Raw genomic sequence first — 26,230 nt, 5'->3', positions numbered from 1 at the left:
AAAAATAGCAGGCTCACAAACGAACCTGCTATCAAAACCTTATTCGGCAGCGACACTTTTCTCTTCCACAAGAGTTCGCCAATCCACTGTCTGCGGATAGACCCCCTCGCGCGAAGCGATGTCTGCATGCGGAATTCTTGGCTCGACGGTACCGATCGCATCGCCACCGGCAGCAACTTTTCTGGCTGCATCAACCATCAAGCGGCGAAACTCGACAATCGCGAGATCGGAAGCCCCAAGAATATCTACCGATCGATCAACAATGGCACCCATAGATACCCACATCACAATATCCTGATTGGGAATACCCTTAACACCCGTGAAACTCCCGAGCTTCATAGCCTGGCGATCCTGCAGGAAATTATTGTGCAATTGACGCTGGGAGACCCAACGATCATCAAGGTGAATGCCTTTTTGTGCGTGATTGAATTTTCGCCACTCTTCGGTTGTCGGACAGGCCTTTCCACCCCAGGCAATGAAATGGAAATGAGTGGTTTCATCGTCAATAGGAACGATAACACTCGCAACATTATAATTGTTATTCGGCGGGATCAGAGATGTATAGGGTGCAATATACTCGGTAATACGAAGATAGTTATGGGTACTAGGATTTTTGATCGGCTTACGGATCGCAGCATAGTGGAAGCCGTAGCTGGTCGTTTGGGTCTGCATGCGCGGAGATTTATCCGTCGAAGGGCGGTACCATGCCTGATCATCCGCGGAAGCGCCTTCAACGCGGGCCGGCTTCATATCCGATGAATGCAAACTGGACGAATGTGCGGAATCGATCTGCCCTTCGGTAATCTGCGCCCAGTTGGCCGGAATCCTGATTTTCAGGATTGAAACCTGGGTATCTTCGGTCGGGGCAAATGCAGGTGGCGAAAACGGATACATGTCTTCTTCTTCGCCAAGCCATGCCCAAACAAAGCCCCCCCATTCGACGGTCTTGTAAGACTTGTGCTTTACCTTCTCATGTAGCGGACTGCCTTCGGGTTCGGACGACATGGCAACACAGTTGCCTTCAACATCGAACTTCCAGCCGTGATAGAGGCACCGCAGTCCGCAATCTTCGTTACGACCAAAAACCAGAGATGCACGTCTGTGCGGGCAGAGCTCATCAAGAAGACCAAGCTTTCCGTTTGAATCCCGAAAGGCGACATAGCGATTGCCAATCGCCTCCACCAGCAGCGGTTTGCCATCCGCTTCGGCAACTTCTTCAATGAGGCAAACCGGCGTCCAGTGCTGGCGCATCAGCTTCCCCATTGGCGCATCACCCGAGACGCGGGTTAACAGGTCATTCTCTTCATGGCTGAGCATAACGTGAACTCTCCTCCTTTGTGTTTTCTTAGATATCAAAGAATCAATATCACATCATTACAGGCATCTAGTGACTTGACAAGAATTATTAGATATCTAATTTATTCATCAAAGTTACTTCGGGAGGAAAAAATGTCAACAGAATTAGAAAGCATAAAAATGCGCGTAGAGGCACGGCGTCAGCTAACGCCTTATATTTGCGAGTTTACGCTTTCCCCCGTGGATGAGATCGAACTCCCTGCCTTTGCGCCGGGATCGCATATCACCGTCGAAACGCCATCCGGCGCGATGCGCCGCTATTCGCTTGTTAATGATGGGGAATTTCCGGAAACCTACGTGATTGCCGTGAAACGCGAGCCTGAATCGCGTGGCGGATCATCCTCAATGCACGAGTCAGCTACTGAAGGTAGCGAGATTACAATTCAGGCACCCGAGAACTCGTTCGCACTCAAAAATGCACCGAAATATTTGCTGATTGCAGGCGGAATCGGGGTCACTCCAATTTACGCAATGGCCAATCACCTGTCTGCGCAGGGCAAGCCGTTCGAGATGATCTACTGCACCCGATCTGCCGAGGAAACTGCATATCTGGATGATATCAAAAACGCATTCGGATCACGCGTTAAGTTTCATCACGACAATGGCGATCTCAATCAGGTTTATGATTTCTGGGATCACTTCGAAGAGCCCGGTGCCGGGCATGTCTATTGCTGCGGTCCATCCCCCTTGATGGAAGAAATCAAAGCCATCTCAGGCCATTGGCCGGAAGGGCGTGTGCATTTCGAAGACTTCAAAGCCGTCGATGCCGTGCGCGAAGACGATAAACCGTTTGAAGTGAAAGTCGCCAATCTCGATACCACCATCACGGTTCCTGCTGACAGGTCCGTTCTCGAAGCACTTCGTGATAATGGCATCAAAACGGTAAGCTCTTGTGAAAGCGGCACCTGTGGCACTTGCCGCTGCAAGCTGATCGAAGGGGATGTTGACCATCGCGACATGGTCCTGATGGATGAAGAAAAAGACAGCCAGATCATGATTTGTGTCTCCCGCGCAAGGGAGGGAAATCTTGTCATCGAACTCTAATCAGCCGAAGCTTGAGGCGCCCTTGCGCCTTGGCGTCATCGGGCTTGGTCGCGGGTTCATGCTGACATTGCCAAGCATCAATGCAGATGATCGGGTGCAACTTGTTGCGGCATGCGCACCGCGGGAATCTTCACGTGCGGCGTTCGAGCAGGAGTTTGGCGGGCGCACCTATCAGAACGTCGAGGATATTTGCGCCGATCCGGACGTCGAAGCCGTCTATATCGCCACACCGCATCAAATGCATGTCGATCACGTGGAAATTGCTGCGAAAGCCGGAAAGCATGTTTTGGTTGAGAAGCCACTTGCGATCCATCTTGAAGACGGCATCAAAATGGTCGAAGCCTGTGAGAAAGCGGGCGTGCAACTGATTGTGGGCCCCAGCCACAGCTTTGATGGGGCTGTAATGTTGGCCCATAAGATCATTCAGTCTGGCGATGTCGGCAACGTCCGCATGATTCATGCAATGAACTATACCGACTTCCTATATCGTCCGCGTCGACCGGAGGAACTCGTCACAGAAGAAGGCGGCGGAGTGATTTTCAGTCAGGCTGTCCACCAGCTTGATATTGTTAGGCTTCTGGGTGGCGGCATGATGAAAACCATCACTGCGGCCACCGGGAACTGGGATCCGGCCCGCCCGACTGAAGGCGCATATAGCGCATTGGCTACATTTGAAGGCGGTGCCTTTGCCTCTTTGACCTATTCGGGCTACGCGCATTTTGATTCCGATGTATGGCAAGGCTGGGTTGGCGAACTTGGCTATCCGAAGGACCCTGAAAGCTACGGTCAAGCCCGCAAAGCCTTGACCAAGGTTTCAAGCCCGGAAGAAGAATCCGCCCTGAAATCCGGTCGAACATATGGCGAAACCCCGGCACGACCACCCGCGCCAAACCACGAACATTTTGGCCCGATCATTGTCTCGTGTGACGGCGGCGATCTGCGGATTACGCCCAACGGGGTTTGGCTGCACGGCCATTTCGAACAGAAATACATTCCTGCACCGCTGGAGATGGGCCCACGCGCCGGCGTTAACTCCGCCTTGATTAAAGCTGTCCGCTTTAACGCTCCGCCATCACAAACCGGGCGCTGGGGCCTTGCCACGCTTGAAGCGTGCCACGCGATTTTGCAATCCGCAGAAGCGGCAGCACCGGTCAAGCTGCTTCATCAAATACAGACACAAAAAACAAATATTGGAGGAAACTCGTGAGTAATCTGACACTTTCACTTGCCTACGGAGACTATGATCGCACCAGGCCGATTTTTGATGGACGCGTCAAAATTGATGGCGTAGATCCCGTATCAATGCTGCTGTCCCCGGAAGAAATGTTCTTCCGGGCATTCCGTAACGAAGATTTCGATGTCAGCGAGCTTTCATTTTCGTCCTACTGCGTAAAACTCGCACGAGAAGAATCTCACTATGTGGCAATTCCGGTCTTCCTGTCGCGCGCCTTCCGCCACACGTCGGTTTACATCCGGACGGACAAAGGCATCAATAGCCCCGAAGACCTCAAAGGACGCCGCATCGGTATTGCGGAATATCAGCTGACGGCAAATGTCTGGGTGAGAGGCATTCTTGAGGATGACTATGGGGTAAAACCATCCGACATCCATTGGGTACGTGGTGGCATGGACACGCCGGGTCGGCCGGAAAAGATCAAGGTTGATCTGCCCGATGATGTCAAAATGACCCAGGCGCCAGACGGTGCGACGCTTAATCAGATGCTGATGGACGGTGAGATTGATGGTTTCATTGGTCCGCGTTGGCCAAAATGCTTTAACGAAGGTCACCCGCATGTCGGGCGCCTGTTCACTGACAGCATTTCAGCGGCAGAAGACCACTATAAACGTACATCGATCTTCCCGATCATGCATGTGTTGGGTGTCCGCAAAAGCTTGGCTGAGCAGCATCCATGGCTTCCCGGGGCGCTGCTTAAGGCGTTCTCGCAATCAAAGAAGATGGCGCTTGATGCGCTGAGCGACACGTCCGCGACGAAGGTCACGATGCCGTTTGTCGAAGACACGCTTGATCGCGCGAAAAACCTTCTGGGTGATGATCTTTGGCCCTATGGCGTTGCGCCAAACCGCAAAGTCATCGAGACGTTCCTTGACTATCACTACCGCCAAGGACTTTCACCGCGCAAACTTTCGATCGACGAGCTTTTCCACCCCTCCACGCGTGAGGTCTTCAGCCTATGACCAATACCATCGCAAAAACATCTGCAGTCATGCCCTCCTTGCCGCACATTCTGATCGAGGAAGGCGTTCGCGCCGCCCTTAAGGAGGATCTTGGACGCGCCGGCGACCTGACCACGGATGCAACAATTGGTCCTGATCTCAGTGCAAAAGTATCTTTGGTCTCGCGTGAAGCCGGGCGTTTATGTGGTGTCGATTTCGCACGAAGTTCCTTTGCACTTGCCGGTGCGGGGCTGGCGTTTGAGGCATTCAAGAAGGATGGAGATGTTCTGGCCCCGGGTGATGAAATCGCCCGGGTGACCGGCAATGCACGTGCCATACTGTCATCGGAACGCGTTGCGCTAAACTACCTGTGCCATCTGTCAGGCATCGCAACGACAACCGCAAAGTTCGCAGATCTAATTGCTCATACAAAGGCACGCATTTGCTGTACGCGGAAAACCACACCGGGCCTGCGCGCATTTGAAAAGTATGCGGTGCGCTGTGGGGGCGGTGCCAACCATCGCTTTGGTCTTGATGATGCCGTCCTGATCAAAGACAACCACATTGCCGTTTGCGGATCTATCACCAACGCAATTGAAGCTGCCCGCAATTATGTCGGCCATCTTGTCGTAATCGAGATCGAAGTCGACACGCTGATACAGCTTGAAGAAGCCCTTGCAGCGGGCGCATCAACGGTGCTGGTTGATAATTTCGGCATCAACGGTCTGAAAGAGGCGGTTGCCCTTAATGCCGGCCGTGCGCGGATCGAAGCATCCGGTGGCATCAATATCGACACCATCAAGGACGTTGCTGAAACCGGGGTTGATTATATCTCAAGCTCGAAAATCACGATCTCGGCACCAACCCTTGATATTGGCCTCGACGTAACACTGGGATAGGAAAATGAAACAGTTTCAGCCAGGCGATGTGATTGAGGTCAAACTTCCGGGTGGTTTTGCCTATGTACAGATCACACATAATCACCCGGCCTATCCAGAAGTCATTCGTGCATTGCCGGGTTACTACAAAAAACCTCCGGAAAACATTCTCGAACTCGCATCAGGTCAATCAGTCTTCACGGTTATGCTGCCGTTATTTTCCGCAATCGAGCGAGGCATGCTTGAAGGGCGAAAAGTGACAAGCACGAAGGTCCCCTCCAGTGACAGCACCTTCCCGACATTCCGTATTCCCATCAGGGACCGACAAGGAAATGTTGTCTATTGGTGGTTCTGGGATGGTGAAGGACTGAATTATGATGCAAATCCAGATGCCGGAAGCGAAAACATGCCGCTTCGCGAAATAACCACGACCGATACCTTTATCGAGAGGCTTTCTGCGACCGCGCCGTGTTAAATACCTGAAAAAAACTTAAGTCGGAATGCGGGTAGGAGGGACCTTTCGCCCCTCTTCACCTGCTTTTCGCTCATCCTCTTCAAGATTATCCAGAATCAGAAGCATCCCCTTACGGATTATATCCAACTCGGAAGATGACAATCCTGCCAGCGCAACCTCGTTCACCTCTACGGCAAGCGGTTCAAGTTCGATGCGCAGTTCTTTGCCACGCTTGGTCAGAAACACATGCTGTTTTCGCTTGTTTCCGGCTAGCGTTCTTTTTTCAAGAAAACCAAGCGCTTCAAGCCGCTGCAGAGCCGTGTGGGTTGTGGGTTCAGTTAATCCGGCTTCTTCACTCAACTCACGTTGTGTCAGACCTTCCTGCTCCCACAGGATGCGTAAAAATATCCACTGCCCGAACGTAACATGATGAGAGGCCAAACGTATTTGCAAAGACCGGTTAAAACCCCGAGTTGCCAACCGGATAATATGAGCAAGACGCTCTCGCGAATTGGGAACTCTGTTTTCTTTATCGGTCATGAACAAAACGACGCCCTTAAAGCCAACTGAAATATTTTGCGTTTGACTGATACAGTCGTCGTATAGAGGAGTCAAACATGCTTGATACACAGCATATCAAGCATGGTTGACACATGCCATATTTACTCTGCTGTTTCATCCGCCGTGCGGGTCATTCCCGCAGACATTGCTTTGCTGTAACCCGGGGTGATGCGTGCATCGATAACGACAGCATTGCCCTGTCTGACATCCTCGAGTGCCACCTCAATTGCCGATTTCAAATCACGCGCATTGGTCACGGGACCAATGGCCTTTACCCCTTGCGCGCGGGCCATGGCGGCAAGATCGATATCAGGTCCTCCAATATGCTGACCGATCCATTTGTTTTCAACTGGACGTTCACGGCTGACGGCAACTTTTTCCTGATGGATTTCGTCATTATAGAAAGATCGATTATTGGCAATGATCGCGAGGAAAGGGATACCGTAACGGGCCGCGGTCCAGAAGGCCGAAACACCCATAAGGTAATCGCCATCCCCCAACACGGCAACGGGTAGCCGATCTGTACCCTTCAGTGCCAGTGCTGCCCCGACCAGCATACCCGGCCCTGAGGCAATACCTGCGCCACCGTCATAGCCAAGATAGTCAAGTGGATGACGGAAATGCCACAAATCCCCGCCCCAACTCAATGGCAGACGAACAAGAGACACAACCTCGTTTTTAAGCCCATCGCCGAGGGCCGCAGCAAGGGTATCTACATCCATAGGTCCCAAATCATCTGTCAACTTTCCGGTACTGAAAGCCGGCAAGTTCTGCGGTTTCAATTGGGGTGTTAAACCGACCTCTTTACATAGTGTACGTATGACGATGTCGGGCTCAGCCGCAATATGCAGATCAGCTCGAACCGCGGCCTGATGATCAAGGCTCCAGCCATTGTGAAGTTGGTGATCAACCGATAGCTGAACGAGTGGTGCATTCTCGGCCTGAGCGCCAGCCTGTTTGAGTGTGCCCGCAACGTCTACCCAGTCAAAACTGACAATCAAATCAGCTTCGTTGAGGACTTTTGCACCATCAGGGGAAAGGAAAAATCCTGGCGTTCCGGAATGAAGAGAATGGTCTGTCGGAAAGGCCGCACCCAGTTTGATATCGGTGAGAACGCGAGCATTGAAATGCTCTGCCAAAGCCACTCGGTATGCCCAGTCATCTGCAGACCGAGAAACTCGGCCCATAAGAAATACTGGGGACCGGGACTCTTTTAGCCGCGTGTGAAGTTCCGCAAGCGCGTCGGGCAATAATCCCTGTGACATAGGCAACTTAAAACGCCTTGGATCGGGTGTCTTGATCGGGGCTGTGACAGCCTCTTCCTGTACTGCAACATCAAAACAAATATACACAGGAGCCATGGGTGCTGTTTTTGCAATTAAAGCGCCGCGAATCATGGCCTCAAGCGAAGCAGATAACGATGCAGGTTGATCATCCCATTTGACATATGGCCGAACAATCGCCGCCTGATCGCGCGACGTGTGGATCCAATCTATCCAAGGTCGTCGTTCCGTCGCATCGACAGGACCGGTTGCCCCAAAGACCATAACAGGGACTCGGTCACACCAGGCATTGTAGATAGACATTGTCGCATGCATTAAACCGACATTTGCATGCACAATCGCGGCCATAGGCCGTCCGGTTACCTTCGCCCAGCCATGTGCAATTGCGACGGTATGTTCTTCATGAAGGCACAACAGCATTTGAGGATTTTCGTTGCCCAGATGATTAACAAGGCTGTCATGCAGCCCACGAAAACTGGAACCGGGATTAAGCGCTACATATTCGACATCGAGAGCACGCAGCATCTCCGCGATCAGATCGCTCCCCCACAAGCCTGTTGTCTCGGATATGACAGGCCGCTCGACCTTTTCCATCTCTTCCTCCCGATTTTTTACTTTAGTTGGTGTTCTTTATAGTCTCCCATTTAAGTACTTCGATATCTAATATCATGTCAAACGGGTTTTCCGATGCTATCTGCGGCTCTGATCCTCGTGACGGAGCAATCTGCTTCTGTTTTTCCGTCTGGGTAGCTAAGCGGGACTTCCTGCTTGTTTGGGAGCGGATGGTGAGGCCGTCGCCGGGCACTTGAATGTGCACTGGAAAGAGGTGGTCGATAAATGCGCGGTTCGTGATGTCACTGCGACGTGCTGCCCTAGACGATAAACAGACCTGCTCTTACACGCCGCAAAACCCTGTCCCTTTACTGGACCAATGGCGGCTCCACCCTTGACCAAACTCCGTATCCGCAATCGTGCTCAATGCTACGAATGCGTGGCACTGTTTGAGGAATAAACTCTAAGAGCAGTCTGACATGCAGGAGAGGGAGTCGACCAGCCAGTATCTCGGTTCGGAGAGTCATTTCGCCTCGATGGCAGATGACTCACCTTGGTCAACAGTTTCAAAGCAATCTTGGCTATTGCCGGTATCTGATCTGAAACCGATACGCGCTATCACTGTCCGTCCAGACAGTTGTCTAGATATTGCCGGGTTGTAAGCAGAGCTGGCAATCCATCTGCGATCATGACATCAAGGGGTTTCGCCCCAAGAAACAGCGGCCCCTGATTGGGCAGCAATATCCAGGAGCGGGCGATCGGCGTGTTAAAATACAGCTCAAGGCTGCGATAGATGCCGATCAGTGCGCTCAGCCTGAGCATCTGATCGACATTGATCCGGCCGCGATAATTCGGGCGGCGCGCGCCGCGCCATTTGCCCGGGGACATATCGGCAAGGGCTGCCGCCTGACGGGCGGACAATGCCCAGTTGTGTGCAATATTGCGATAGGCCTTGAGCGCGACCGCAGTCGCTCTGGGGTTCTGGCTGAAGTGCGCTGCCGTGGTCCGTGCCTCCCGTTTTATCTCTTCTGCCCGTCAACAAGCTGGAAATGTCGTCCCGTTTCGCCCATCATACAAGGGTGACATGGGTCGAGAGTTGGATGCATGACAAGGGAGGTCCCTATGGATTCCACCAGCATCAATCTTTTTCTCTTCGGCACCGGGGCCTTTTTCGTCCTGCTGCTCATTGGCATAAAGATCGGCGAATATCTGGAAAAGCACCCGAAGCCGGACTGACCCTTTTCCCTGGGCGAAAGATAGGCGGCGCGGTGCGGCCTGGCCTCTCGGCGAGCCGATCGTTTCGGAGAAGCCAAAGCCCGCCGGAGATTGGCGAGCTTTGGCCATTGTCTGTCGGGGGAGGCTTAGAGCCAAACGGTGCCGACAGCCCAGAATTGAGATGTTGGGTGGAGAGGATACCCTGTCAAGCAGGCGGGCAATCGTTTCGGCTGTGAATTTGTCCGTTAAGGTCTTTTAACGGACAAATTCATCTACTGTTCGGCCAAGAAGAAAAGGCAGATGGCAGGGCCCTGTTTCGATCATCGGTGGCGCAAATAGGTGAATAGTGTCTTTTGGTTGATTATTTTTAAGTGAAGATTCGCTGAAGTTGTTTTATTCTGTGCTTTCAGTAGATTTCCAAGGAGCTTGATGATGACCAAGATCAAAGGAAAGAACGACGGTCCCGGTGGGCGCAACGAGCACTACGACGTTGGACCTCGTAAGAATGTTCCGCGTAAGCAAATAGTGAACGAGATTAAAAAAGGTCAGCATCCTGACGCCCATGTTGTGAAGATCAATGGTCGGGAATACGCGCGCGACAATCCTGATCGCTCGAAAAAAGACAATGTGAACCGTTAAGTCTCATTGCACATTCTGACACGAGTACTAAAGGCGAAATTGCTGCCGTTTAAACTCTGCTATTCTTCCGAGATGTTGGCCGAATTGAGGGCAGGAGTGCTACCCATGACAAAATATGTAGTGGGATAACCCAGTTGAAGCGGATTTTGTGATACCAATAGTTTTGGCACTTTCCAGCAAACCATTAACCACCTTTGCATAGCCCCCCTACTCTTAATTGGGGCGTGGTTGATCAAGCATTGACGTTTGCTTCTGGTCTAGAATGGCTCCCATCAAATTGCACAAATCGATCTGGAAGGTTTTTTCATACCTTCTGATTGGGACGTTCCTTTGGCAAATGGGGGGAGAGATGAGATCAAAACTAGTAAGTATTTCCGTAAAGAATGTCGGATGTATTGGCAGCGAGACATTGACCGTTAAGCTGGACAATATTCTTTGCCTGGTTGGTGCAAACAACGCCGGAAAGACTACAATCCTGAGAGCCTACGAGCTGGCGCACACGCCGAGTTCATTCGATTATGCCAAGGATCGTTGCAATTGGGCTCCCGAAGGTGAAGCGTCGGAAATTCAACTTGATGTGCATATCCCTGAGGGTATGGGCAATGTTGACGAGAAATGGAAATTTGATGACGGCAACGGTCTGCGCATCGTACGAAGTCGCTGGATATGGCCTGCAGATCGTGAAGGCATTACGCGTGAGACTTGGGATCCAGAGGTCGAGGACTGGGCAAGTGATGGTAAGGCCGGCGGGGCCGACAATGTATTCAAGTCTCGTTTACCAAAGCCAATGCGTGTCGGTTCTCTAGATGACGCGATCAAAACGGAAGAAGTGCTCCTCACTTTGGCTTTGAGCCCCATCGTGACCGAGTTAAAGGCGTCCGCGAAGGACGAGAATTCGGATCTGTTTAAAGCAAGACTGGCACTTGCCGATACAGTGAATAAAGTGGCTGTACCGCACGAAGCACGGATAAATGAAATCTCAGAAAAAGTGATGGGGAGCTTGCAAGCTGTATTTCCTGATCTCGGGGTAAAGCTGCAAGTGGAAATGCCACCACCAGATTTGAAAATTGAGACCTTACTTAAACAGGGATCAGGAATAAGGATCGAGGAGGCAAGTGGAAAGTCTCAGCTTACCCAGCAAGGCACGGGAGCGCGCCGAGCACTTTTTTGGTCGATGCTACAGGTCCATAACGAGATGGAGCGTGACAAGGAGCGTCGTACCGCTGTTGAGAAGGCTTTGATCAGCGAAGAAAAGAAGAAAACAAGAGATGAGGCCAAAATAGAACAGTTAGCTGCGACACTTGCTGCCTTAGACGGTACCGGAGATTTTCCTGCCGACGCGGAAGACCCTGCATTGCCCGGCTATATATTGCTCATGGACGAGCCGGAAAATGCGTTGCATCCGATGGCGGCCCGTTTGGCTCAAACGCATCTCTATGCACTCGCCAATCATCCAGATTGGCAAGTGCTTATCACAACGCACTCGCCTTATTTCATCAACCCGTTGGAAGATCACACGACGATCGCAAGATTGGAGCGGTCTGTCGACGGAAAATCGATCTCGCCGCTTATCTATGTAGCAGACCAGGTGTCGTTCTCCCCTGATGAGAAAGAAAACCTGAAGGCACTGCAATTGACGGATGTCAGTTTGGCTGAAGTTTTTTTTGGCAGTTATCCTATCCTGGTGGAGGGAGATACCGAACAGGCTGCGTTCCTTGGCTCTGTTCAGAATGAAGACTCCAATTTGAAGCGGAGTGCCAGCATCATTCGAGCACGAGGCAAAGCGATACTGATACCGCTCATGAAGATCTTGCATCATTTCAAGACAGACTTTGGGATTGTTCATGATGTTGATTGGCCTTTCTCCAAGTCTGGCGAGAGCCACAACCCCATGTGGACAATTAACAACTCTATTCGCGAAGCTGTTATCGCGTGTCGTCAAGACGGTATCAATGTTCGACATCGTTGGAGTATTCCCGACTTTGAACGGTTTCTTGGTGGAGAGGAGCTTGGCAAAGACAAACCCTATGAAGCCTACAAGGCTGTGACATCTGACAAAGCAGTTGGCGAAATGGTTCTTGACCGAATGATTGAGTTATACGTTGAAGGCTCACCGGATCCAGATGGTTACGATTCGCAGAAACCACATCTTGACCAGTTGCTCGAGCAGTTGTCGGAGTGGGCAGCGCAACATGGGGAAGATGGGAATGTGAGATTAACGGGGAGTCCCCAAGCTCAATCAGCAGGGTGACACGATCAACAACTCTTCTAGTTTCTTGCAAACAAAATTGGTGACGACACAAGCCTTAGAGGCAATCTGATGACCGAAAATGATACGGAGAAAATGGGGGGCTTCATTGCCCGCGAGCATCATAAGCTCCGCTTTACCGAACTTTGTGAGACCTTCTTTGCACGGCTCGTTTTGATGAAATGCCCAGACCCTAAACTTGAGCGAACAATAACTGTTCAGCTATCTCTCTGCGATTTCTTTCGAAAGGTCAGCAAAGAAGCGTTGGTGTCTAGTCTCGCAGCTGAAACGATTAGGCATACGCATAAAATGTCAGAACTTGTCGGTGATGCTCTGTCAGCTCTGACTGGAGTTGAAATGAGCCCCACAGGAGAAGAGAAAACCCTTCTTGAGCATTACCAAGATCATATCGCAACTCGACTCAAATGGCTGGAAACAGGTAGCGAGGTTGATGAGCTTGCTCCGTGTGTAGAGCGTGTTTCATGTGCGGAAGTTGATGGACTGCAAGTCTTTGACATAGCGGTCTGCCCGAAAGTTCTATGTGAAGAGGTTTCCAAACGTATCCCTTTTGCTTTGGAGCTTTCTTCAAAACTCCTCATGCTCCTTGCGACAGCCCAGAATCGACCCGGAGATTCTGGGCCGCGTATAGATTTCAGAAAGCAGGTGGAGCTTCTCGTAAATCAATTAGACGAACGGTTTGATACGACGGGAGAAACGGAATTCACCCTGCTGTCTAATAGAATTCCCTTTAGGTGGGCGATCCAAGTTTTTGACAACATGGATTTAACAATGCTTGGAATTGGCACTTCGGGGTTAGAGGATAAAATTCTTCTACCATTGTTCCTAGAAGTGAACGGTTATCTTGATCTGATTGACCTTGATTTGGAGAGTGATCCCCGCGAGCGAAACGATGTTGTTGTTCGCTATTTTGTTCGGCGGCCAGCAAAACAAAATATCTTTGGTGCTGTGGATGCGGGACTTAGTCCCCAAACGAGATCTTTGCTGAATGAAACTGAGCTCGTTCTGTATCATCGTTTACATCAGCACGTACGTCAGGGATTAGTGTTTGGTGGGAAAGCCGAACTTGAGCAGTCGTTTGGTGCAATATGCTCAGGGCTTCTTCGAAGAGCCTCGTTTTGTATCGAAGAACCGAGTCTCATGAGAGAGCTAGCCGAAGTTTGGCTGGAGCAGCATAAAGACGAAAAAACTCTTCAGATTGAAGACAAGTTTTTTCTACCATTTATCTATGAGCGCCTGCGGAGTGAATTTGGCGCACGCGTCGTCAAAAAGCCGGAACGCTTCGGTGGAGAGGCAGACATACTGTTTGATGATTCAATCCCCATTGAACTGAAAGTACGTCGCGGACGCAAAAAACCAATAGATTTGGCCGATATTGAGAAAGCTTTCCCTCCAGGTGGGCAAGCTGCATCTTATGCCGCCATCTCGCGTTTGGGATTCGTCTTGGTTCTTGATCTCCCTGAGGAGGATGCATCGGTGGTAAGTTTGGAGAACTGCGTGACCACTCTTGAACGTCGATATCCCGAAGACGCTATGTATCCAACGTGTATCGTAGTGATTGTGTTTCGGTGTGTTGCACGAAGCCCGAGTAAATCACGTTAAAGAAGCCAACTGCTTAAATTGCGCGATCTCAAGGGATGCTGCAGAATGGCCGCGAGGACTCATGGCACCGACAGTCTTGGGATTATTCACGGGCCTTCCGCCTTTTCAATAACGTATGAAGCAGGCCAATTTCTTGGGCGTTCCTTTTCATTGTCTTTGAAGCGCTCGATGGCGGATATATGTATGAGGCTATCTGGTGGAATATGGCGGGGCTCCCCCCTAGGAAAATAAAACCGTTTCCACCAGATTTTTCGTTCATGCCATTCTTGGCGATGTGCGTTCTTGGGCAGAAATTCCAGAAGTCTCCAGCCGGTCGTGAGGGATGTGTGTAAAAGGCCATCAGCCGATGGTTTGGTGTATTGGCGCGCATTGACCCTTGGGTGGCCAAGTACGATATGGTTGACCATTTGTGTGCGAATTCTCAGGCCCCTGTTTCGTGCTTGCGCTAGCATCCATCGTAACGGGAACTTGGACAGCGCACTTTCTTCTTCGACAAAGCCGCCGCCGATATCTGAATGACAACCGTTGAACCAGACCTCGCGCAGGTCTTGCTTTGTGTGATTAGTGGCCTGTGAATATCGGTTCGGTTGGAACTTCTGACTGTTCGCCCAGTTTTTCAGGCGGAACATCCGGCGGTATTCATGAATAGCCACGGCATGGCGAACCACCTTGACTGCCGGATTTATCGAGGCGAATGGTAGTTCTTCAAGGTGGAACTTTGGAAAGATGCTGAGCCATACCGGAACGATGACTGAGGACACCGTATCCCAAACGCCAAGAAACTCGATCGGAACCTGAGCATAGGGACGCACGATCTCGCGAAACTCATGGGCGGTAGCATAATTACTATCCTCTTTGGCATTTTTGTAGGCTTTAAGCGCATAGCCTGCAAAATTAGCCTGATGTTGGCGTAACAAACCTACAAGATAGATCATGCCAGCCAATACGCGAACCGTATATGCGCCTCTGCTAAAGCCAAACAGATATATTCGGTCGCCCTCACGGTAGTTTTCTACCAGAAAGCGGTATGCTGCCAATACGTCGCGATCCAGACCTTTCCCGGTCGCCATTTCAAAAGTGGCATGGGCCTTTTGCCGCCACTTTCCCCAACTGTCTGGCATTGCAACAGTGCCAATTCCCGGTTGGTAAAAGACCAGCTGCTGTTCACTCTTTTCTGCGATCCGATAGAGCTTAAGCACATTGGAAAGCTGCTTGCCAATTTCGTTGGTGGTGCCATCGCAACAGACAACAAGATTCCTGCCTGGGCCGACGCTGGAGCGCGACATGCGCGTTTTGGATGGGGTATCTGTCATGGCCTAACCTGACGCTGTGGCGATTTTTCTGAAACGTGGGAGCTCCGATAGGATCTCGAACAGTTTCAAGTTGTTCCTATGTGTTAATTATGAAAGTATATTCTATCTTTGGTTGCAACTATTTATACTTCGGAATTCACATAAAACTTGCACTGAGCTGTGAAGATGCCGCACGACCTCTCGCAGAATTCTGACCACGAGATTCCCGAAGACCTAGAGTGGTTGTTGGGCGCATTCCGGTTGGTAGACTTGCATGACTCAGCGCATGCTGTGGGAGTACCTGCGCAAGATGTCGTACTAGCACGCCCTGGCCGTGAGTTGCGCGGACTTTGGCTTGATGTCGCATTAGAGCTCTTTAACTATTTAACCGTTTCAGATTTTGAATCGCCAGGGGCATTTATTCCGATAGATCCCTTCATTGATCAAATCCAGCAGCGCCATCCTGAACTCGGCGTGACGGATGTGCAGTATGTCGTAAGGGTCTTGGCACGACCGACAGAGGTGCATTTCCTCTCGGGGCGAGAGGAAGAAATCAATCCAAAATCATTCGTTACCAAAGATACCGCACTGTTGGAGCGTTCGAGGTCTGGCGGGCTCGTGAGGCTCAGTGCGCGAGGGCATCAAACTGTTCAGATCGCTAAGTCCGCCAAAGAATGGATTTATACTGGAGATCTTAGTGATGGTGTCGTCAAAGCGTTGAGGTTGGGCGATTTTGGTAAAATGATCGCCCTTTGCGGCCAGATGGTCCGTAGTATTAATCGTGAAGCTGAACAGCTGGTTGCAGCAACCGAGCAACCGGGTTTTGGGCAACTGCGGCGTTACTATCTTGAGAACCGAGGTGCCTATCAGGAAACCATAGAAGGAGCACTCAAGACGCTTCTTGAGGTGCGCGAACACCTTGCCACGACATCCTGCGCAGAACGATTTCAACAATATACCGAAAAATATGGCGAGGGTGCTGTGCTGTGGGACCAGATCCGTCGTGCACCGCGTGAACTGGCGCAGTCACTCGAGGGGTTCTTGAAGCGCTTTCTTGAATGTATTGACAGAATGCAAGACCGCGGCGCGGTTATTGCACGCCACGTTGACTTTTCAAGGCTGGCACTACGTTTTGCGTATGACCCTTTAAGCGAAGCAGAAATGATGGGCATGGTTGATTTGCTGATGCCGCAATTGCCGCGGACGGTTGCACCTCATCCGGTGGATTTTAGAAACTTTATCATCAGCCGGACAACCAAGACTGAATCCAACCGAGTTCTCCTACCGCCCGCAGACGAAAATCTCTCACTTAAAGAACTCAAGTGTATCGATGCTTATGCCAAGCGCTTCGAACAGCGACTTGCAGAAGGACCTCTGCCGTTATCCGAGATTATTATGAATGGTTGGGTTGAAGAGAGCTCGATACGCTTAGTTGAGGAGTTGATATCAGATTTTAGTGCTCCACCCTTCTTTCAAATTGGACAAGTTCGTGTAGCGGTAGCGCTTCATGATCAAGTGAAGTTGTCGCTCGTCGATGGTGATTTCAGAGGTAACGATATCGTTCTTGTAAAGTGCGAAGAGGTGCCGAGTGATCGATGATAACCTCGGGCATTTGCTGACATTTATGTTGCGTCACAGAGAGGCGCGTCTTGGCTCAGGAACACGGAAAAGCCACCCGGGGGAGCTGGATGTTGCAAAGGCGTTAGACGATCTGGACATTCAGCAATGGGATGTTCTTGGAAAACTCGCTGAGGCATTTGGGTTTAAACTTGAAATTGTTGAAGGTGGTCCGGGACGCCCGGAAATCGGCGAGCGTACATTCCTGTTCTTGCGCAACCCGCAATCAGGAATGCCGGAGTTTGGTGGGAGCCATAGCGCGCTGGAGGCGATGAAGCGTCAAAAGAACGAAACCCAACAGACGGCGAGGACGTGGTGGATATTCATTTGGTCGCATCACATGGCCCTACTTTATGATGGAAGATCTCTAACTGAGGTTTCCCGCTTTACCGGGGCGGATTTTAGAAGAGAGCATCTGGTTGGATTGGTTATGTCAGGCATTGACACTTTGTCGAGAATTGACGTCGCCCCGGACAAACGGGCGATCTTTGCACAAATACTCCTTGAGGTGGATCCGCATCGAGAAGTTCAGATCAGGGTCGACTCATTTTTAATGACCATGACGGAAGCGGGATTGCTAGAGCAAGTTGGTGATGATGTTTTTCGGCAAACTCTCCTTGCGGCTAAAGAAGCCGCACATTCTGTCGAAATCGGTTTGGGTGACTTGTTTGAAATCCCGCTAGAAGACCCAGTTGAAGGAACCCTGAACCTTGCGACAGTGCAGGATCCAAATGCCAATATTGTGGGCCAATCGGATTCCGAGGAGTTTGATTGATGGCTTTGATTGGTGCGTTTGAGACGTCAAATTTCCTGAATATCAAAAAGGCCGGGAAGCCATGGAGGCCAAGGTTTCGCGCAACGCGTTTTCGATTTGGAGGATTTAACACAGCCGTCCAGATGACAAACGGGAAAGGCAAGACCTCTATCGTGTCAAGTGTGCTGGGTATTCTCTCTTTGGACGCTCGTCTATGCAAACGCATGAAGGAACGGATGGCACCGGAAAGTGCGGGTGTCTGGAGCCATGTTCGTGTTGAATTCATTGAGGTGGATATTCATCAGCCGGTCTATATGCATCGCGCATTTGGAGAGGATTTACCGGGAAAAAGAGTCACATTTGGCGCGTGCGGGTATGCCAACGGAGACGTCATATACTACTACTACCCCCGTGATTTGGATGCGGTACCGATTTCTCGCCTGTTAGACGATGGGGCAGAAGAGCTATATGCAAATTCTGAAGTCGAGGCTGCGATAAAAGCTATCCCTGGCAGTAAATGGAATGTGCGCCCAAGGAAGGATCGCATTGAGTGGCGATCCCTAGTTTACGCTTATATGCCCAAAAATGTTCTCGAGCGAAACGTCAATCATATTTTGCGTGGAGCTGGCGATCATTCCGAGCCGTTATTTAAAACGGAAAGAGTTAAGGGCAGGGACTTTGGCACCAGCTTCTTCTGGCAAAATATAGCGCCCGAGCTCATGGCGGGTCCGCGCATTCGAGAAATCATCAATGGGGCAGACGGGGATTGGAGCCAAGAAAGCCCATACTTCGAAGATAACGTCAGTGCCTCGGGTAGAAAGCTCAGCCGTACAAAGCGACAGCAGCGGTTGCGCGAGACGGAACTAAAGGAGCAAGAGGCAACGCTCAAAGACTTACAGCCTCTGGCTGATATGGGGGACGCTCTACAAAAAGCGGAAAGACAGCTGAATGAACGTATGTCTGTTGTGGCGCAAACTGTAGTCTTGCTACGTGATCTCGTTGACGAAAATCCGCTGCCAGGTTTGTTGCGTTCACCAACAACGACTATTGAGAATGAACTGGTGCGAGAGGTACTCGCCAATGTCGTCTGGGTACCAGCCCTTGAGGGCTCAAATACCGAAGGTGCACCCGCCCTATGGGGAGCATATCTGTTTAAAAAGTTCGCCACCGATCCCGAATTTAATTATAGACGATTCCTAGAAAATGTGCTTGGCGTGAATTATGGGAAGAAGGCGCGGCAAGTTATTGAAAGTACACTGTACATTGGGGTCGACTCGGGAAAACCTGTCAAACATAGTGGCGGTAAAGAGCCGACATGGTTGGTTTTAGGTGATCTGCTCAAAGTGATAGAGCGACATGATAGCTGGAGCATTTCAAAAGCCGCACTGATCGAGGCGATCAATCATGCGTTTGATATTCTTTCCAGCCAGATGGACTCCAACCCTCTACGCAAACACAGATCTGAAATCGAAGCAGATGCACATCATCTGTCGGAAAAATCAATTCTGCTCGCGCAAGAGTTGGCAGACACCCAGCAGCGTCTCGATCGCCGAAAACTCGAACATAAAGAATCTGAGGATTTACGCCGGTCTTACAATGACATGGTTGAGCGAGGATTCTCTGCTGAAGAACTGTCTGCGCCGATCCGGACTGAAGAGAAAATCCTGAACGAAAATGATCGCCTGGACGCTGAAGTCGAAGATAAGGTCGGCAGAAAAGCAGAACTGTCCAAGTCTTTTGAGGCATTCCATCAGTTTGGAAGAAAACACGAAAAAGGTCTCTCTTGGTCTCCAATTGAACATGCGGATCAGATTCAAAAGAACTGTGATGCGGAGGGGAAAAGACTGGAGCAGTGCAAGCGCGATCTCAGCGAAAGCGAACAGTTGCTTAAGTCGAGCGAGGACAAATTAAATGCCTATAGGAAGCAGATCGACCAGCTTCATACTGAGTTGAAGAGGCTTGAAACTTTTGCGTCAGAAGACAGCGAATACACAGCTCTGTTTGGCGACCTTGAGCCCAATGACTCGTTTGAAGATCAACTACTTGACGCTTCGTTCAAGAGTAACAAAGCACTAGATGACGCACGGCGAAACCATCATGACCTTTCTGGTCTTAAACAATCGAGTTCGCTCTTTGAGATAGAATGCCCAGAGGCAGAGCCAGATACCTGGTTGGAATGGGCCCGTAACCAACGTGGCCAGTTGATCGTCGATATCGGTCACGAACAGGAAACTCAGACCACTTTACATCTCCAACTCAGAAGCCTCGAACACGCATGTGTGTCCCCATCTGGCGACGTTTTACGTGCGTTCTCGCTTCTAACTGAGGATCAAAGCTACAAATCGGTGAGCGATGTGATCCTTGAATGTATCTCCAGTGACACGGAACGCAAAAAGCTCGCGAGCCAATTCGGGGCGTTCCTTGCTGTTCCCGTTTTCAAGAATCCTAAAGATGCATTGGCTATGCGCCAGGCATTGGATAGAGAAGATTTGCAGGTTCCTGTTTTTCTTGAGGAAGGCCTCAAAGACTTTCTGAACAGGGAAACAAACGGGATATCCTGGGAAGGCGGTGTCTCGTCAGGTTTGATGTTGGGAGAGTATAACGATGTGATCGCAGCGCTCGTTGAACCGGAAGCACTTGAGCGTCGGAAAAAGCAATTGCGTGCAGACATTAAGTCAAGTGAAGCAAGGCTTGAGCATACTAGAGAAGAGCTTGAGCGCATAGGTGAGCAAAGCTCATTATCTTTGTCAGCAGTTGCTTTATCAGGTTTTAAAAACGCCGGTGGTGATCAAGCGATGGCCTCACTTGAGAGTTCCATCGTCGGTTTGGAAGAGGCGTCCGCTCTGGCAAAGCAGCGGATCACAAGACGAGCATTTACACTTATCTCCAATCGACGGGAATTCCTCAAAGCGGGCGGAGCTGAAAACCTGACGATCTTGAAGAGAGATTACCTATCACTTACGAATCAGATTGAAGAGTTAGAAGCCCAGCGTGAGCACCTGGGTGAAACCGTCGAACACAGGTCTGTCCAAAAGACTGCCGCTGAAGAGAAACTGTTAGGATTCACCTCACAGTTGGCAATGATTGAAGTTCTGAAAGAATGGCAGCGTTTACTTGATCAAGGGGAATTTGAGTGGCTCAAGCATGCTGAGGCTGAAATTGCAGCGCAAAAGGCGATTCTAAAGGAAAACCGAGATCGGTTGCGTGGCATTAATTTCGAAAAAGCCCAGAAATATGTAGATTGTCAACAGGACATTGAAAACATCAAGGACGAGCTTGAGGCAACGCAGGCAAAACACGAAGAACTGAGTGGTGCAGTTTCTCAGGCAAAAGGAGATGTAAACCTCCTGCGGGCAAAGATTGAGCGCGCGCTAGTTTTGGAAGGGCGGCTCGATCAGCTGGTGTCCGCAATCTGCTACCGTTATGTGGACGCCTATGGCTTCGTGCAGAATTTCAAGGACAAAGAAGGTGCATCAGATGGGAGGCTGGCACAGGACCCCTTGTTCCAGAGGTTCGAATTCATAAGAAGATACCTTGTTGATAAAGATAGATATTTTATCGAAGAAGAGGGCTTTATTGAGCATGTCAGCATGATTTGCGACGAGCTTGGAACTAAACGAAGTGAGGCCGAGCGTTTGGCTAGAGACGCGTTAAAGGCCGTGGAATCGGCACGTAAGGCTTTCATGACGGAAAAGGAAAAGCTCTCCAACACTGGTGAAGCAGATGACGATATCAAAGGTCCTATTTTTAGACGTATCGCACGCGCCGAACCATCTGATGTAAGGACTCTGGTTGACGAGATAAAGGGGAAAATCGATGATCAAAGGGAGCTTCTCGAAGCAATCCAGCGGGACGTCAAAAAGAATAAAGACAGCTTGATGAAGGTGTGGAAAACGCTTCTTGATGACGGCGTAAATGTACATCTTGGATATCTCAAAGAAGTCCTCGCAAAAACGCCAGATGCAACGTTCAAGATCGAGATTGAAACCGCTGCTCCCGAGCTATGGGAGAGTATTCTTGAGCAGGTTCTTGAAGAGATTGAGATAACCGAAGAGCGGGAAGCTAATACCAAGAGCGAACCAACTTCCGCGGAATTGACACGTAACAGAGCTCAAGCACGTGATCGAATTGCAAAAATCATTTATCCGCGGCTGTTTCCAGAAGCAAAAATTGCGGTGCAACACAACTCGATTGGGGGAAGGCCCTTTCCTTTTGACCGGGAGGGTGTGAGTGAAGGTCAATATGCGGCGTTGGAATTGTTGTGGACTGTAAAGCTCGCTGAATTTGCCTTTAAGAGAGACGCGTTAGAAAAGGGCTCGGCGCTAGGGCTGTCACCGATTCTAAGAAGGAAAGCTGAAAATGCGGCGCAGGGCATTTTGATAATTGATGGTCTGTTCTCCAATTTGTCAGATGAAAGCTTAATTGATCTGTCTCTCGGAGGTAGTCTGGAACTCCAAAGTAACCTTCAGATTATCGGCTTTATTCACCCTCCTCACTACCGGAACAATTTCGACATTTTCCCTCGTTTTATCGTTGGTAAGCCGGCAGGTGGCATCGGCGAGGACGGTGAGCACGTATGGACGAATGTCGATATTGAGCTCGGAAACGGGGCCAAATTGAAAATCAGGCCAGGGGAAGTGGTGATGGCAAATATGCAGGGCCAACGAAGACAGAAAGACGCTACGCAAAACAGGAATCAGGTTATCGACGACCTTTTCGATGATCAATCGGCAACGCATTAAACTCAATTCTTTGGGGCTTTAGGGCTGATATGAGTATTCTGTTGCAAGATGGTGATCTCGATATTGTGCGTGCCGCACTGCGATCAGGCACAAGAACCGGAACTATAAGGAAGTCGAGATTGTGGGTACTTCTCGAAGAGAGGTTACCTGAGCGCTTTGATACACCAATGATCATAGAGTCATTGCGAGAGCTCCAAGCGTTGGGTGAGCTTCGGGGCGTGTTCAGCCATGGTATGAGGCCCCTGCGCAACGTCCAACTTGATCTCAAACGAGAAGACATCCCTGCCGAGTATGCCCGATGGCAAGAGGTTATTGCGAAGTACCAAGATAAACTGAATGTTCCACAAAAAGCGGCACTACAGCGTGTCTCATCCTCAGTGTTGGAACTGTCCGAAGCTGATCAAATATCAATACTCGAAGGCTTGATTGCAATTTTCAACGATAAAGGGGTAAGTCACCGAGATCCATATATCACTTCGGCGAAACACTTGCTTGGCTCGTCCAAGGCTTTGGACACACTGGGTGCGCCAGTGGCTGAGGCCTTTGGGGTTGCCAAAGACGCCGGATATAATCGGGTTCAATATGTCCTGACAGCAGGTCCAAGACTAGAAGATGCAGATGCTATCGTTTTCATAGAAAATATGGCCGCATTTACTGCCTTTTCTCAGTCTCCGTCTAAACGTTCGATCATTGGAATCTGTTCATTCGGGTACGGCATCTCGTTGGAAAATCTTGGCGAGAGATTGCTGATGGGTAAGGTCGTGTCTTGTCCTGTGGACAATACGCGCCAAGAGTTGTCCACCCTCATCAAAAGCGATAAGACCAAACTATTCTGGGGGGACTTGGATCGAGAAGCGCTCAGAATCTTTGAGAAGCTTAGATACAGGATTCCCGAGCTGAGATTGTCTGCTGCTTACGGCTATATGATCGAGGAATTTGAGCGCCGTGGTGGTCACCCCTATGGAGCGTTCTCAGGAAAAAGCGGCCAGCAGCGGACCGCATCAGATGCCTCAGATAAGCTCCGTTTGATTATGGACCTTGTTAGATCTCGCGCATTTGATCAAGAAGCCGTGTGTGATCCTTGGTTAGGGGACATTGTTGGTGACGTTTGGGAATGAGCCGACAGGTTTCCGAGAAAAGAATTTATCCTTCAACAAGATCTAGTTGGCAGTTGCCCCCGCATGGAGGAAACAGTCTTGTGTTTGGCACATAGCTATTATCAAATGTCAGTAGCAAATGCCCAAGTTGAGTGGGAGAGCGTTTACGCGCTTCAGCAGTCTCCAGCTTGTGATCCCAATCTTCATCTTTATGGCGGTCGATAGTGATTTGTCGCGGATGATAAAAAGTGTTTTGGGGACCATAAGAATAAACAATGCGATTAAAGCCGCAGTAGTCTGGGCCTGGAACTCGCCTAAATCGCATATCTGCACCGTGATGTGGTGCTACAAGTGCAGTAAAAGCTGTAATAGCTCTACTCAGACAATTGGGTATAACGTTGTATCTGGCATCGCCCGGGAGCAATATACGCCTATCCAGAATTTGATGAGTTGCGATCAAAGCTAGCCCAGAATGATTCCGTCCTCGCCCCTGGCATTTGATCAATTCTACAGAACCTACACGTATGCTTCCTATATTATTTGGATAAATCAGTAATTTTCCTTTGCTGTCTATGTTGGCGGCTAATGTGCGATGCACAGCTCCTAATGTTTGGCGTGGTACAATCCAAGTATGTTGAAGAATGCCTGAGTCTCTCTGAGCCGATGACCAGTGATCCCAATCCCAGTGAGATAGAATTACTGGCTGCTTAAGTGATTTGCAGAAGTGACGCAGTTTGGTCGGAAAGGTCGATTGGTTAGCCAGAGCTCCTCCTCCAAAGTCAAAGTACAATGTTGGAGCTGGGGAATACACGTTTCTAAGCAGTGCATTACAGTTACCCTGACCAACATCGTAGACCGCTACACCTTCAACCGAGTTGCACGAGGGATTGAGGGTCTTCTTTATATCACTCACCGTCGCATCTTTAATGTCATCGAGGTCAAAGCAGTCTCCGAGACTTTTTTCAAACTCAGCAGATACTCTTTGAGGTGACGCTATCACCCTTGAAACTGGAGGAGAGAACAGGCCAAAATATTGATCAACAGGGATGCCATCGTTCGCAAATTCTAGAAGATACCAGTTACCTCTCTCCTCTATTTCATCTGTTGGGGCATCTATTTCATGTCTCAGTGAATCTAGCTCATCTGTTGAGACATATTTTCCAAAGAGCAGGCTTCTTTTTCCCACAATGATCGATATGGGCGCTACCTTAAACCAGTTTATTGAAGCATCTTGGTGTTTTCGTTCAGAACGATATTTTTTCCAAGTACGGTTGAACCAGTCTGCGTCAACAGTATCAAAATATACATATGAGTCGGATTGTGAGCCTACCCCGTCGAGAGACTCAATTTTATCGAGTTTTGCGTAAACGGCTCTCGGTTTTTCAATAACCGGATCCCCTGAAAAAAAGTTGTTGAACACGGTTAGCCTCCCAACCTTGGATACGGTTGTTAATTTGATGCATCTAATTTAATTATGCAACTATTGGTGTATATTTTGTAACAGGATAATAGATCAATGAGGACATAAAGTCTGACGTCATTGGTCAGAGTTCATAAACAGATTATCGTTTCATTTTCCCATTGAAGTTTTGATTTTAGGTCAAAAATTATCAATTGTTCTTGGTTTGTTTTTTCTGTTACCGTCTTTTTCTAACGATTTGCTCTTAATACAGGATTCGGAACGATCGAATCAGGTAACTCCTTTCTCGAACTCGCCAACCGGGCGGGACGCATTATGGATCAGGCGCTGGCACCTTCAACGCGCACACGGTATCTCGCATCCTGGCGACGATACGAAGCCTGGTGTGCGGCCAAGGGCATTGAAAAGCCAAATTCCGACCCTAAGACGATTACGCTCTTTCTGACAGAGCGCTCAGCCAAAGTGGGACAAAGTGCTCTCGAACAAGATCTCGCGGCCATCCACTTTATGTGTGCGATGAACGGTCTGGAGTTTAAGGATCCTCGAAACTATTTGCGTCGTTTCATGCGAGGTATTCGCCGGGAGCGAGGTCATGATCCCAAACGCAAACGCATGATCGCTCCCGTGTTATTGGGGCAAATGCTGGATCATTTGCCAGAGAACGGTCCAAAGGCGTCCCGGGATAGGGCCGCTTTGCTGATCGGATTCTCTCTGGCATTAAGGCGCTCCGAGATTGTTGCAATCGGTTGGGATGACATTGTTTTTGAAGATGCTCACCTGATCGTACGTCTGAAGCCATCAAAGAACCACAGCGATGCCGTCTTCCAGTGGATACCCAAAGTGCCGTCGTCGCTTTGCGCCTTTAATGCGATGGAACACTGGTACCAGTTGAGTAACAGACCCATTGATGGTCCCTGTTTTCCTGCAATCCGCGATGGAAAAATTCAAAAAAGAGCGGTTTCTGACCGCTACATAAATCGTCTGGTAAAGCGATTGCTGTTGTTGTGTGACAAGGTTCCCCAAGAGTTCGGCGCACACTCACTACGAAGCGGAATAGCAACAACTGCGCATTGGGAGGGTCTCTCGGATGCGGATATCCGCAAGATTACCCGCCACAAAAGTACCGGTGGCCTTTTACCTTATCTGCAGCCCAAAGATGGCCTGTTGCATGAACAGATTTTTCGATCTTTCGATAATGAAGGAGGACGCGCAGGATCGAGAAAATAGTTTGTTAAGCGCACAATATATTCTGTCGTCTGGTGTTGCTTTCAGACACGGGACAC

Annotated in this window: 19 protein-coding genes; 13 read left to right on the top strand and 6 right to left on the bottom strand. The window is 49.9% G+C overall.

The features are described 5' to 3' along the window. Nucleotides 1-39: 39 nt before the first annotated feature. Entirely contained in the window at nt 40-1,317 is a 1,278-nt protein-coding gene (locus tag B2T33_RS05255; protein ID WP_063086236.1) for a Rieske 2Fe-2S domain-containing protein, read from the bottom strand. On the opposite strand from B2T33_RS05255, the gene B2T33_RS05250 reads away from it, so the two are divergent. From B2T33_RS05250 to B2T33_RS05230, 5 genes are read left to right on the top strand one after another with little or no spacing between them, the layout of a single operon-like run. Further along, the gene (locus tag B2T33_RS05250; RefSeq protein ID WP_223304934.1) at nt 1,306-2,400 is read left to right on the top strand and encodes a PDR/VanB family oxidoreductase; all 1,095 of its coding nucleotides are present in this window, start codon (nt 1,306-1,308) and stop codon (nt 2,398-2,400) included. The two genes, B2T33_RS05255 and B2T33_RS05250, sit on opposite strands and share 12 nt — an antisense overlap. Further along, on the top strand, nt 2,384-3,607 hold the full coding sequence (locus B2T33_RS05245) for a Gfo/Idh/MocA family oxidoreductase (RefSeq protein WP_223304935.1): 1,224 nt from the start codon (nt 2,384-2,386) through the stop codon (nt 3,605-3,607). Before B2T33_RS05250 ends, B2T33_RS05245 begins: the two co-directional genes overlap by 17 nt. After that, nucleotides 3,604-4,596, top strand: a complete 993-nt coding sequence (locus tag B2T33_RS05240) for an ABC transporter substrate-binding protein (RefSeq protein ID WP_175494872.1) — start codon at nt 3,604-3,606, stop codon at nt 4,594-4,596. The genes B2T33_RS05245 and B2T33_RS05240 overlap by 4 nt, the downstream gene beginning before the upstream one ends. Further along, the gene (nadC, locus tag B2T33_RS05235; protein WP_063086232.1) at nt 4,593-5,474 is read left to right on the top strand and encodes a carboxylating nicotinate-nucleotide diphosphorylase; all 882 of its coding nucleotides are present in this window, start codon (nt 4,593-4,595) and stop codon (nt 5,472-5,474) included. The genes B2T33_RS05240 and nadC overlap by 4 nt, the downstream gene beginning before the upstream one ends. 4 nt (nt 5,475-5,478) lie before the next feature. After that, nucleotides 5,479-5,928: a hypothetical protein gene (locus B2T33_RS05230; RefSeq protein ID WP_063086230.1), complete on the top strand. Its 450-nt coding sequence runs from the start codon at nt 5,479-5,481 to the stop codon at nt 5,926-5,928. 15 nt (nt 5,929-5,943) lie between these two features. On the opposite strand, the gene B2T33_RS05225 is transcribed toward B2T33_RS05230, so the two are convergent. The 3 genes from B2T33_RS05225 to B2T33_RS05215 form a co-directional block, all read right to left on the bottom strand. Next, nucleotides 5,944-6,447, bottom strand: coding sequence for a MarR family winged helix-turn-helix transcriptional regulator (locus B2T33_RS05225; protein ID WP_063086228.1), 504 nt, complete (start codon nt 6,445-6,447; stop codon nt 5,944-5,946). Nucleotides 6,448-6,569: 122 nt separating this feature from the next. Beyond that, entirely contained in the window at nt 6,570-8,345 is a 1,776-nt protein-coding gene (locus B2T33_RS05220; protein WP_063086225.1) for a thiamine pyrophosphate-binding protein, read from the bottom strand. Between the two features lie 576 nt (nt 8,346-8,921). Next, on the bottom strand, nt 8,922-9,224 hold the full coding sequence (locus B2T33_RS05215) for a hypothetical protein (protein ID WP_198155600.1): 303 nt from the start codon (nt 9,222-9,224) through the stop codon (nt 8,922-8,924). Nucleotides 9,225-9,950: 726 nt separating this feature from the next. On the opposite strand from B2T33_RS05215, the gene B2T33_RS05210 reads away from it, so the two are divergent. The 3 genes from B2T33_RS05210 to B2T33_RS05200 all read left to right on the top strand — a co-directional run bounded on the left by B2T33_RS05210 (nt 9,951) and on the right by B2T33_RS05200 (nt 14,025). Beyond that, on the top strand, nt 9,951-10,157 hold the full coding sequence (locus B2T33_RS05210; protein WP_063086221.1) for a DUF3892 domain-containing protein: 207 nt from the start codon (nt 9,951-9,953) through the stop codon (nt 10,155-10,157). 262 nt (nt 10,158-10,419) lie between these two features. Next, on the top strand, nt 10,420-12,408 hold the full coding sequence (locus B2T33_RS05205) for an ATP-dependent nuclease (protein WP_209220771.1): 1,989 nt from the start codon (nt 10,420-10,422) through the stop codon (nt 12,406-12,408). Nucleotides 12,409-12,477: 69 nt separating this feature from the next. Beyond that, nucleotides 12,478-14,025, top strand: a complete 1,548-nt coding sequence (locus B2T33_RS05200; protein ID WP_063086220.1) for a hypothetical protein — start codon at nt 12,478-12,480, stop codon at nt 14,023-14,025. An 86-nt stretch (nt 14,026-14,111) separates the two neighbouring features. On the opposite strand, the gene B2T33_RS05195 is transcribed toward B2T33_RS05200, so the two are convergent. Further along, a complete protein-coding gene (locus tag B2T33_RS05195; RefSeq protein WP_083952713.1) occupies nt 14,112-15,338 on the bottom strand; it encodes a DUF2235 domain-containing protein in 1,227 nt (408 codons plus the stop codon). A 165-nt stretch (nt 15,339-15,503) separates the two neighbouring features. Here B2T33_RS05195 and B2T33_RS05190 point away from each other — a divergent pair, with 165 nt between their 5' ends. From B2T33_RS05190 to B2T33_RS05175, 4 genes are all read left to right on the top strand, one after another. After that, on the top strand, nt 15,504-16,916 hold the full coding sequence (locus B2T33_RS05190; protein ID WP_063086219.1) for a hypothetical protein: 1,413 nt from the start codon (nt 15,504-15,506) through the stop codon (nt 16,914-16,916). Next, on the top strand, nt 16,906-17,709 hold the full coding sequence (locus B2T33_RS05185; protein WP_063086218.1) for a hypothetical protein: 804 nt from the start codon (nt 16,906-16,908) through the stop codon (nt 17,707-17,709). Before B2T33_RS05190 ends, B2T33_RS05185 begins: the two co-directional genes overlap by 11 nt. Beyond that, complete coding sequence (locus B2T33_RS05180) at nt 17,709-22,430, top strand: hypothetical protein (RefSeq protein WP_063086216.1); 4,722 nt, start codon at nt 17,709-17,711, stop codon at nt 22,428-22,430. Before B2T33_RS05185 ends, B2T33_RS05180 begins: the two co-directional genes overlap by 1 nt. Nucleotides 22,431-22,549: 119 nt before the next feature. Beyond that, a complete protein-coding gene (locus B2T33_RS05175) occupies nt 22,550-23,548 on the top strand; it encodes a Wadjet anti-phage system protein JetD domain-containing protein (RefSeq protein WP_063086213.1) in 999 nt (332 codons plus the stop codon). A 25-nt stretch (nt 23,549-23,573) separates the two neighbouring features. Here the strand turns inward: B2T33_RS05175 and B2T33_RS05170 are convergent, their stop codons facing one another. After that, nucleotides 23,574-24,947, bottom strand: a complete 1,374-nt coding sequence (locus tag B2T33_RS05170) for a hypothetical protein (RefSeq protein ID WP_143588683.1) — start codon at nt 24,945-24,947, stop codon at nt 23,574-23,576. Between the two features lie 315 nt (nt 24,948-25,262). On the opposite strand from B2T33_RS05170, the gene B2T33_RS05165 reads away from it, so the two are divergent. Further along, the gene (locus tag B2T33_RS05165; RefSeq protein WP_063086209.1) at nt 25,263-26,174 is read left to right on the top strand and encodes a tyrosine-type recombinase/integrase; all 912 of its coding nucleotides are present in this window, start codon (nt 25,263-25,265) and stop codon (nt 26,172-26,174) included. Nucleotides 26,175-26,230: the final 56 nt, after the last annotated feature.

Origin of the sequence: Thalassospira sp. UBA4513, assembly GCF_002388495.1 — a bacterium.
Classification (GTDB): domain Bacteria; phylum Pseudomonadota; class Alphaproteobacteria; order Rhodospirillales; family Thalassospiraceae; genus Thalassospira; species Thalassospira tepidiphila.
Note: the sequence above shows the minus strand (reverse complement) of the source record. Positions and strands in the feature narration are given on the sequence as shown.

What these genes read in the sequence shown, in the direction of transcription:
- B2T33_RS05250 (WP_223304934.1), top strand. Translation starts at nt 1,306, where the DNA reads ATGGCTGAGCATAACGTGAACTCTCCTCCTTTGTGTTTTCTTAGATAT.
- B2T33_RS05255 (WP_063086236.1), bottom strand. Translation starts at nt 1,317, where the DNA reads ATGCTCAGCCATGAAGAGAATGACCTGTTAACCCGCGTCTCGGGTGAT.
- nadC (WP_063086232.1), top strand. Translation starts at nt 4,593, where the DNA reads ATGACCAATACCATCGCAAAAACATCTGCAGTCATGCCCTCCTTGCCG.
- B2T33_RS05230 (WP_063086230.1), top strand. Translation starts at nt 5,479, where the DNA reads ATGAAACAGTTTCAGCCAGGCGATGTGATTGAGGTCAAACTTCCGGGT.
- B2T33_RS05225 (WP_063086228.1), bottom strand. Translation starts at nt 6,447, where the DNA reads ATGACCGATAAAGAAAACAGAGTTCCCAATTCGCGAGAGCGTCTTGCT.
- B2T33_RS05220 (WP_063086225.1), bottom strand. Translation starts at nt 8,345, where the DNA reads ATGGAAAAGGTCGAGCGGCCTGTCATATCCGAGACAACAGGCTTGTGG.
- B2T33_RS05210 (WP_063086221.1), top strand. Translation starts at nt 9,951, where the DNA reads ATGACCAAGATCAAAGGAAAGAACGACGGTCCCGGTGGGCGCAACGAG.
- B2T33_RS05205 (WP_209220771.1), top strand. Translation starts at nt 10,420, where the DNA reads ATGGCTCCCATCAAATTGCACAAATCGATCTGGAAGGTTTTTTCATAC.
- B2T33_RS05200 (WP_063086220.1), top strand. Translation starts at nt 12,478, where the DNA reads ATGACCGAAAATGATACGGAGAAAATGGGGGGCTTCATTGCCCGCGAG.
- B2T33_RS05195 (WP_083952713.1), bottom strand. Translation starts at nt 15,338, where the DNA reads ATGACAGATACCCCATCCAAAACGCGCATGTCGCGCTCCAGCGTCGGC.
- B2T33_RS05190 (WP_063086219.1), top strand. Translation starts at nt 15,504, where the DNA reads ATGCCGCACGACCTCTCGCAGAATTCTGACCACGAGATTCCCGAAGAC.
- B2T33_RS05180 (WP_063086216.1), top strand. Translation starts at nt 17,709, where the DNA reads ATGGCTTTGATTGGTGCGTTTGAGACGTCAAATTTCCTGAATATCAAA.
- B2T33_RS05165 (WP_063086209.1), top strand. Translation starts at nt 25,263, where the DNA reads ATGGATCAGGCGCTGGCACCTTCAACGCGCACACGGTATCTCGCATCC.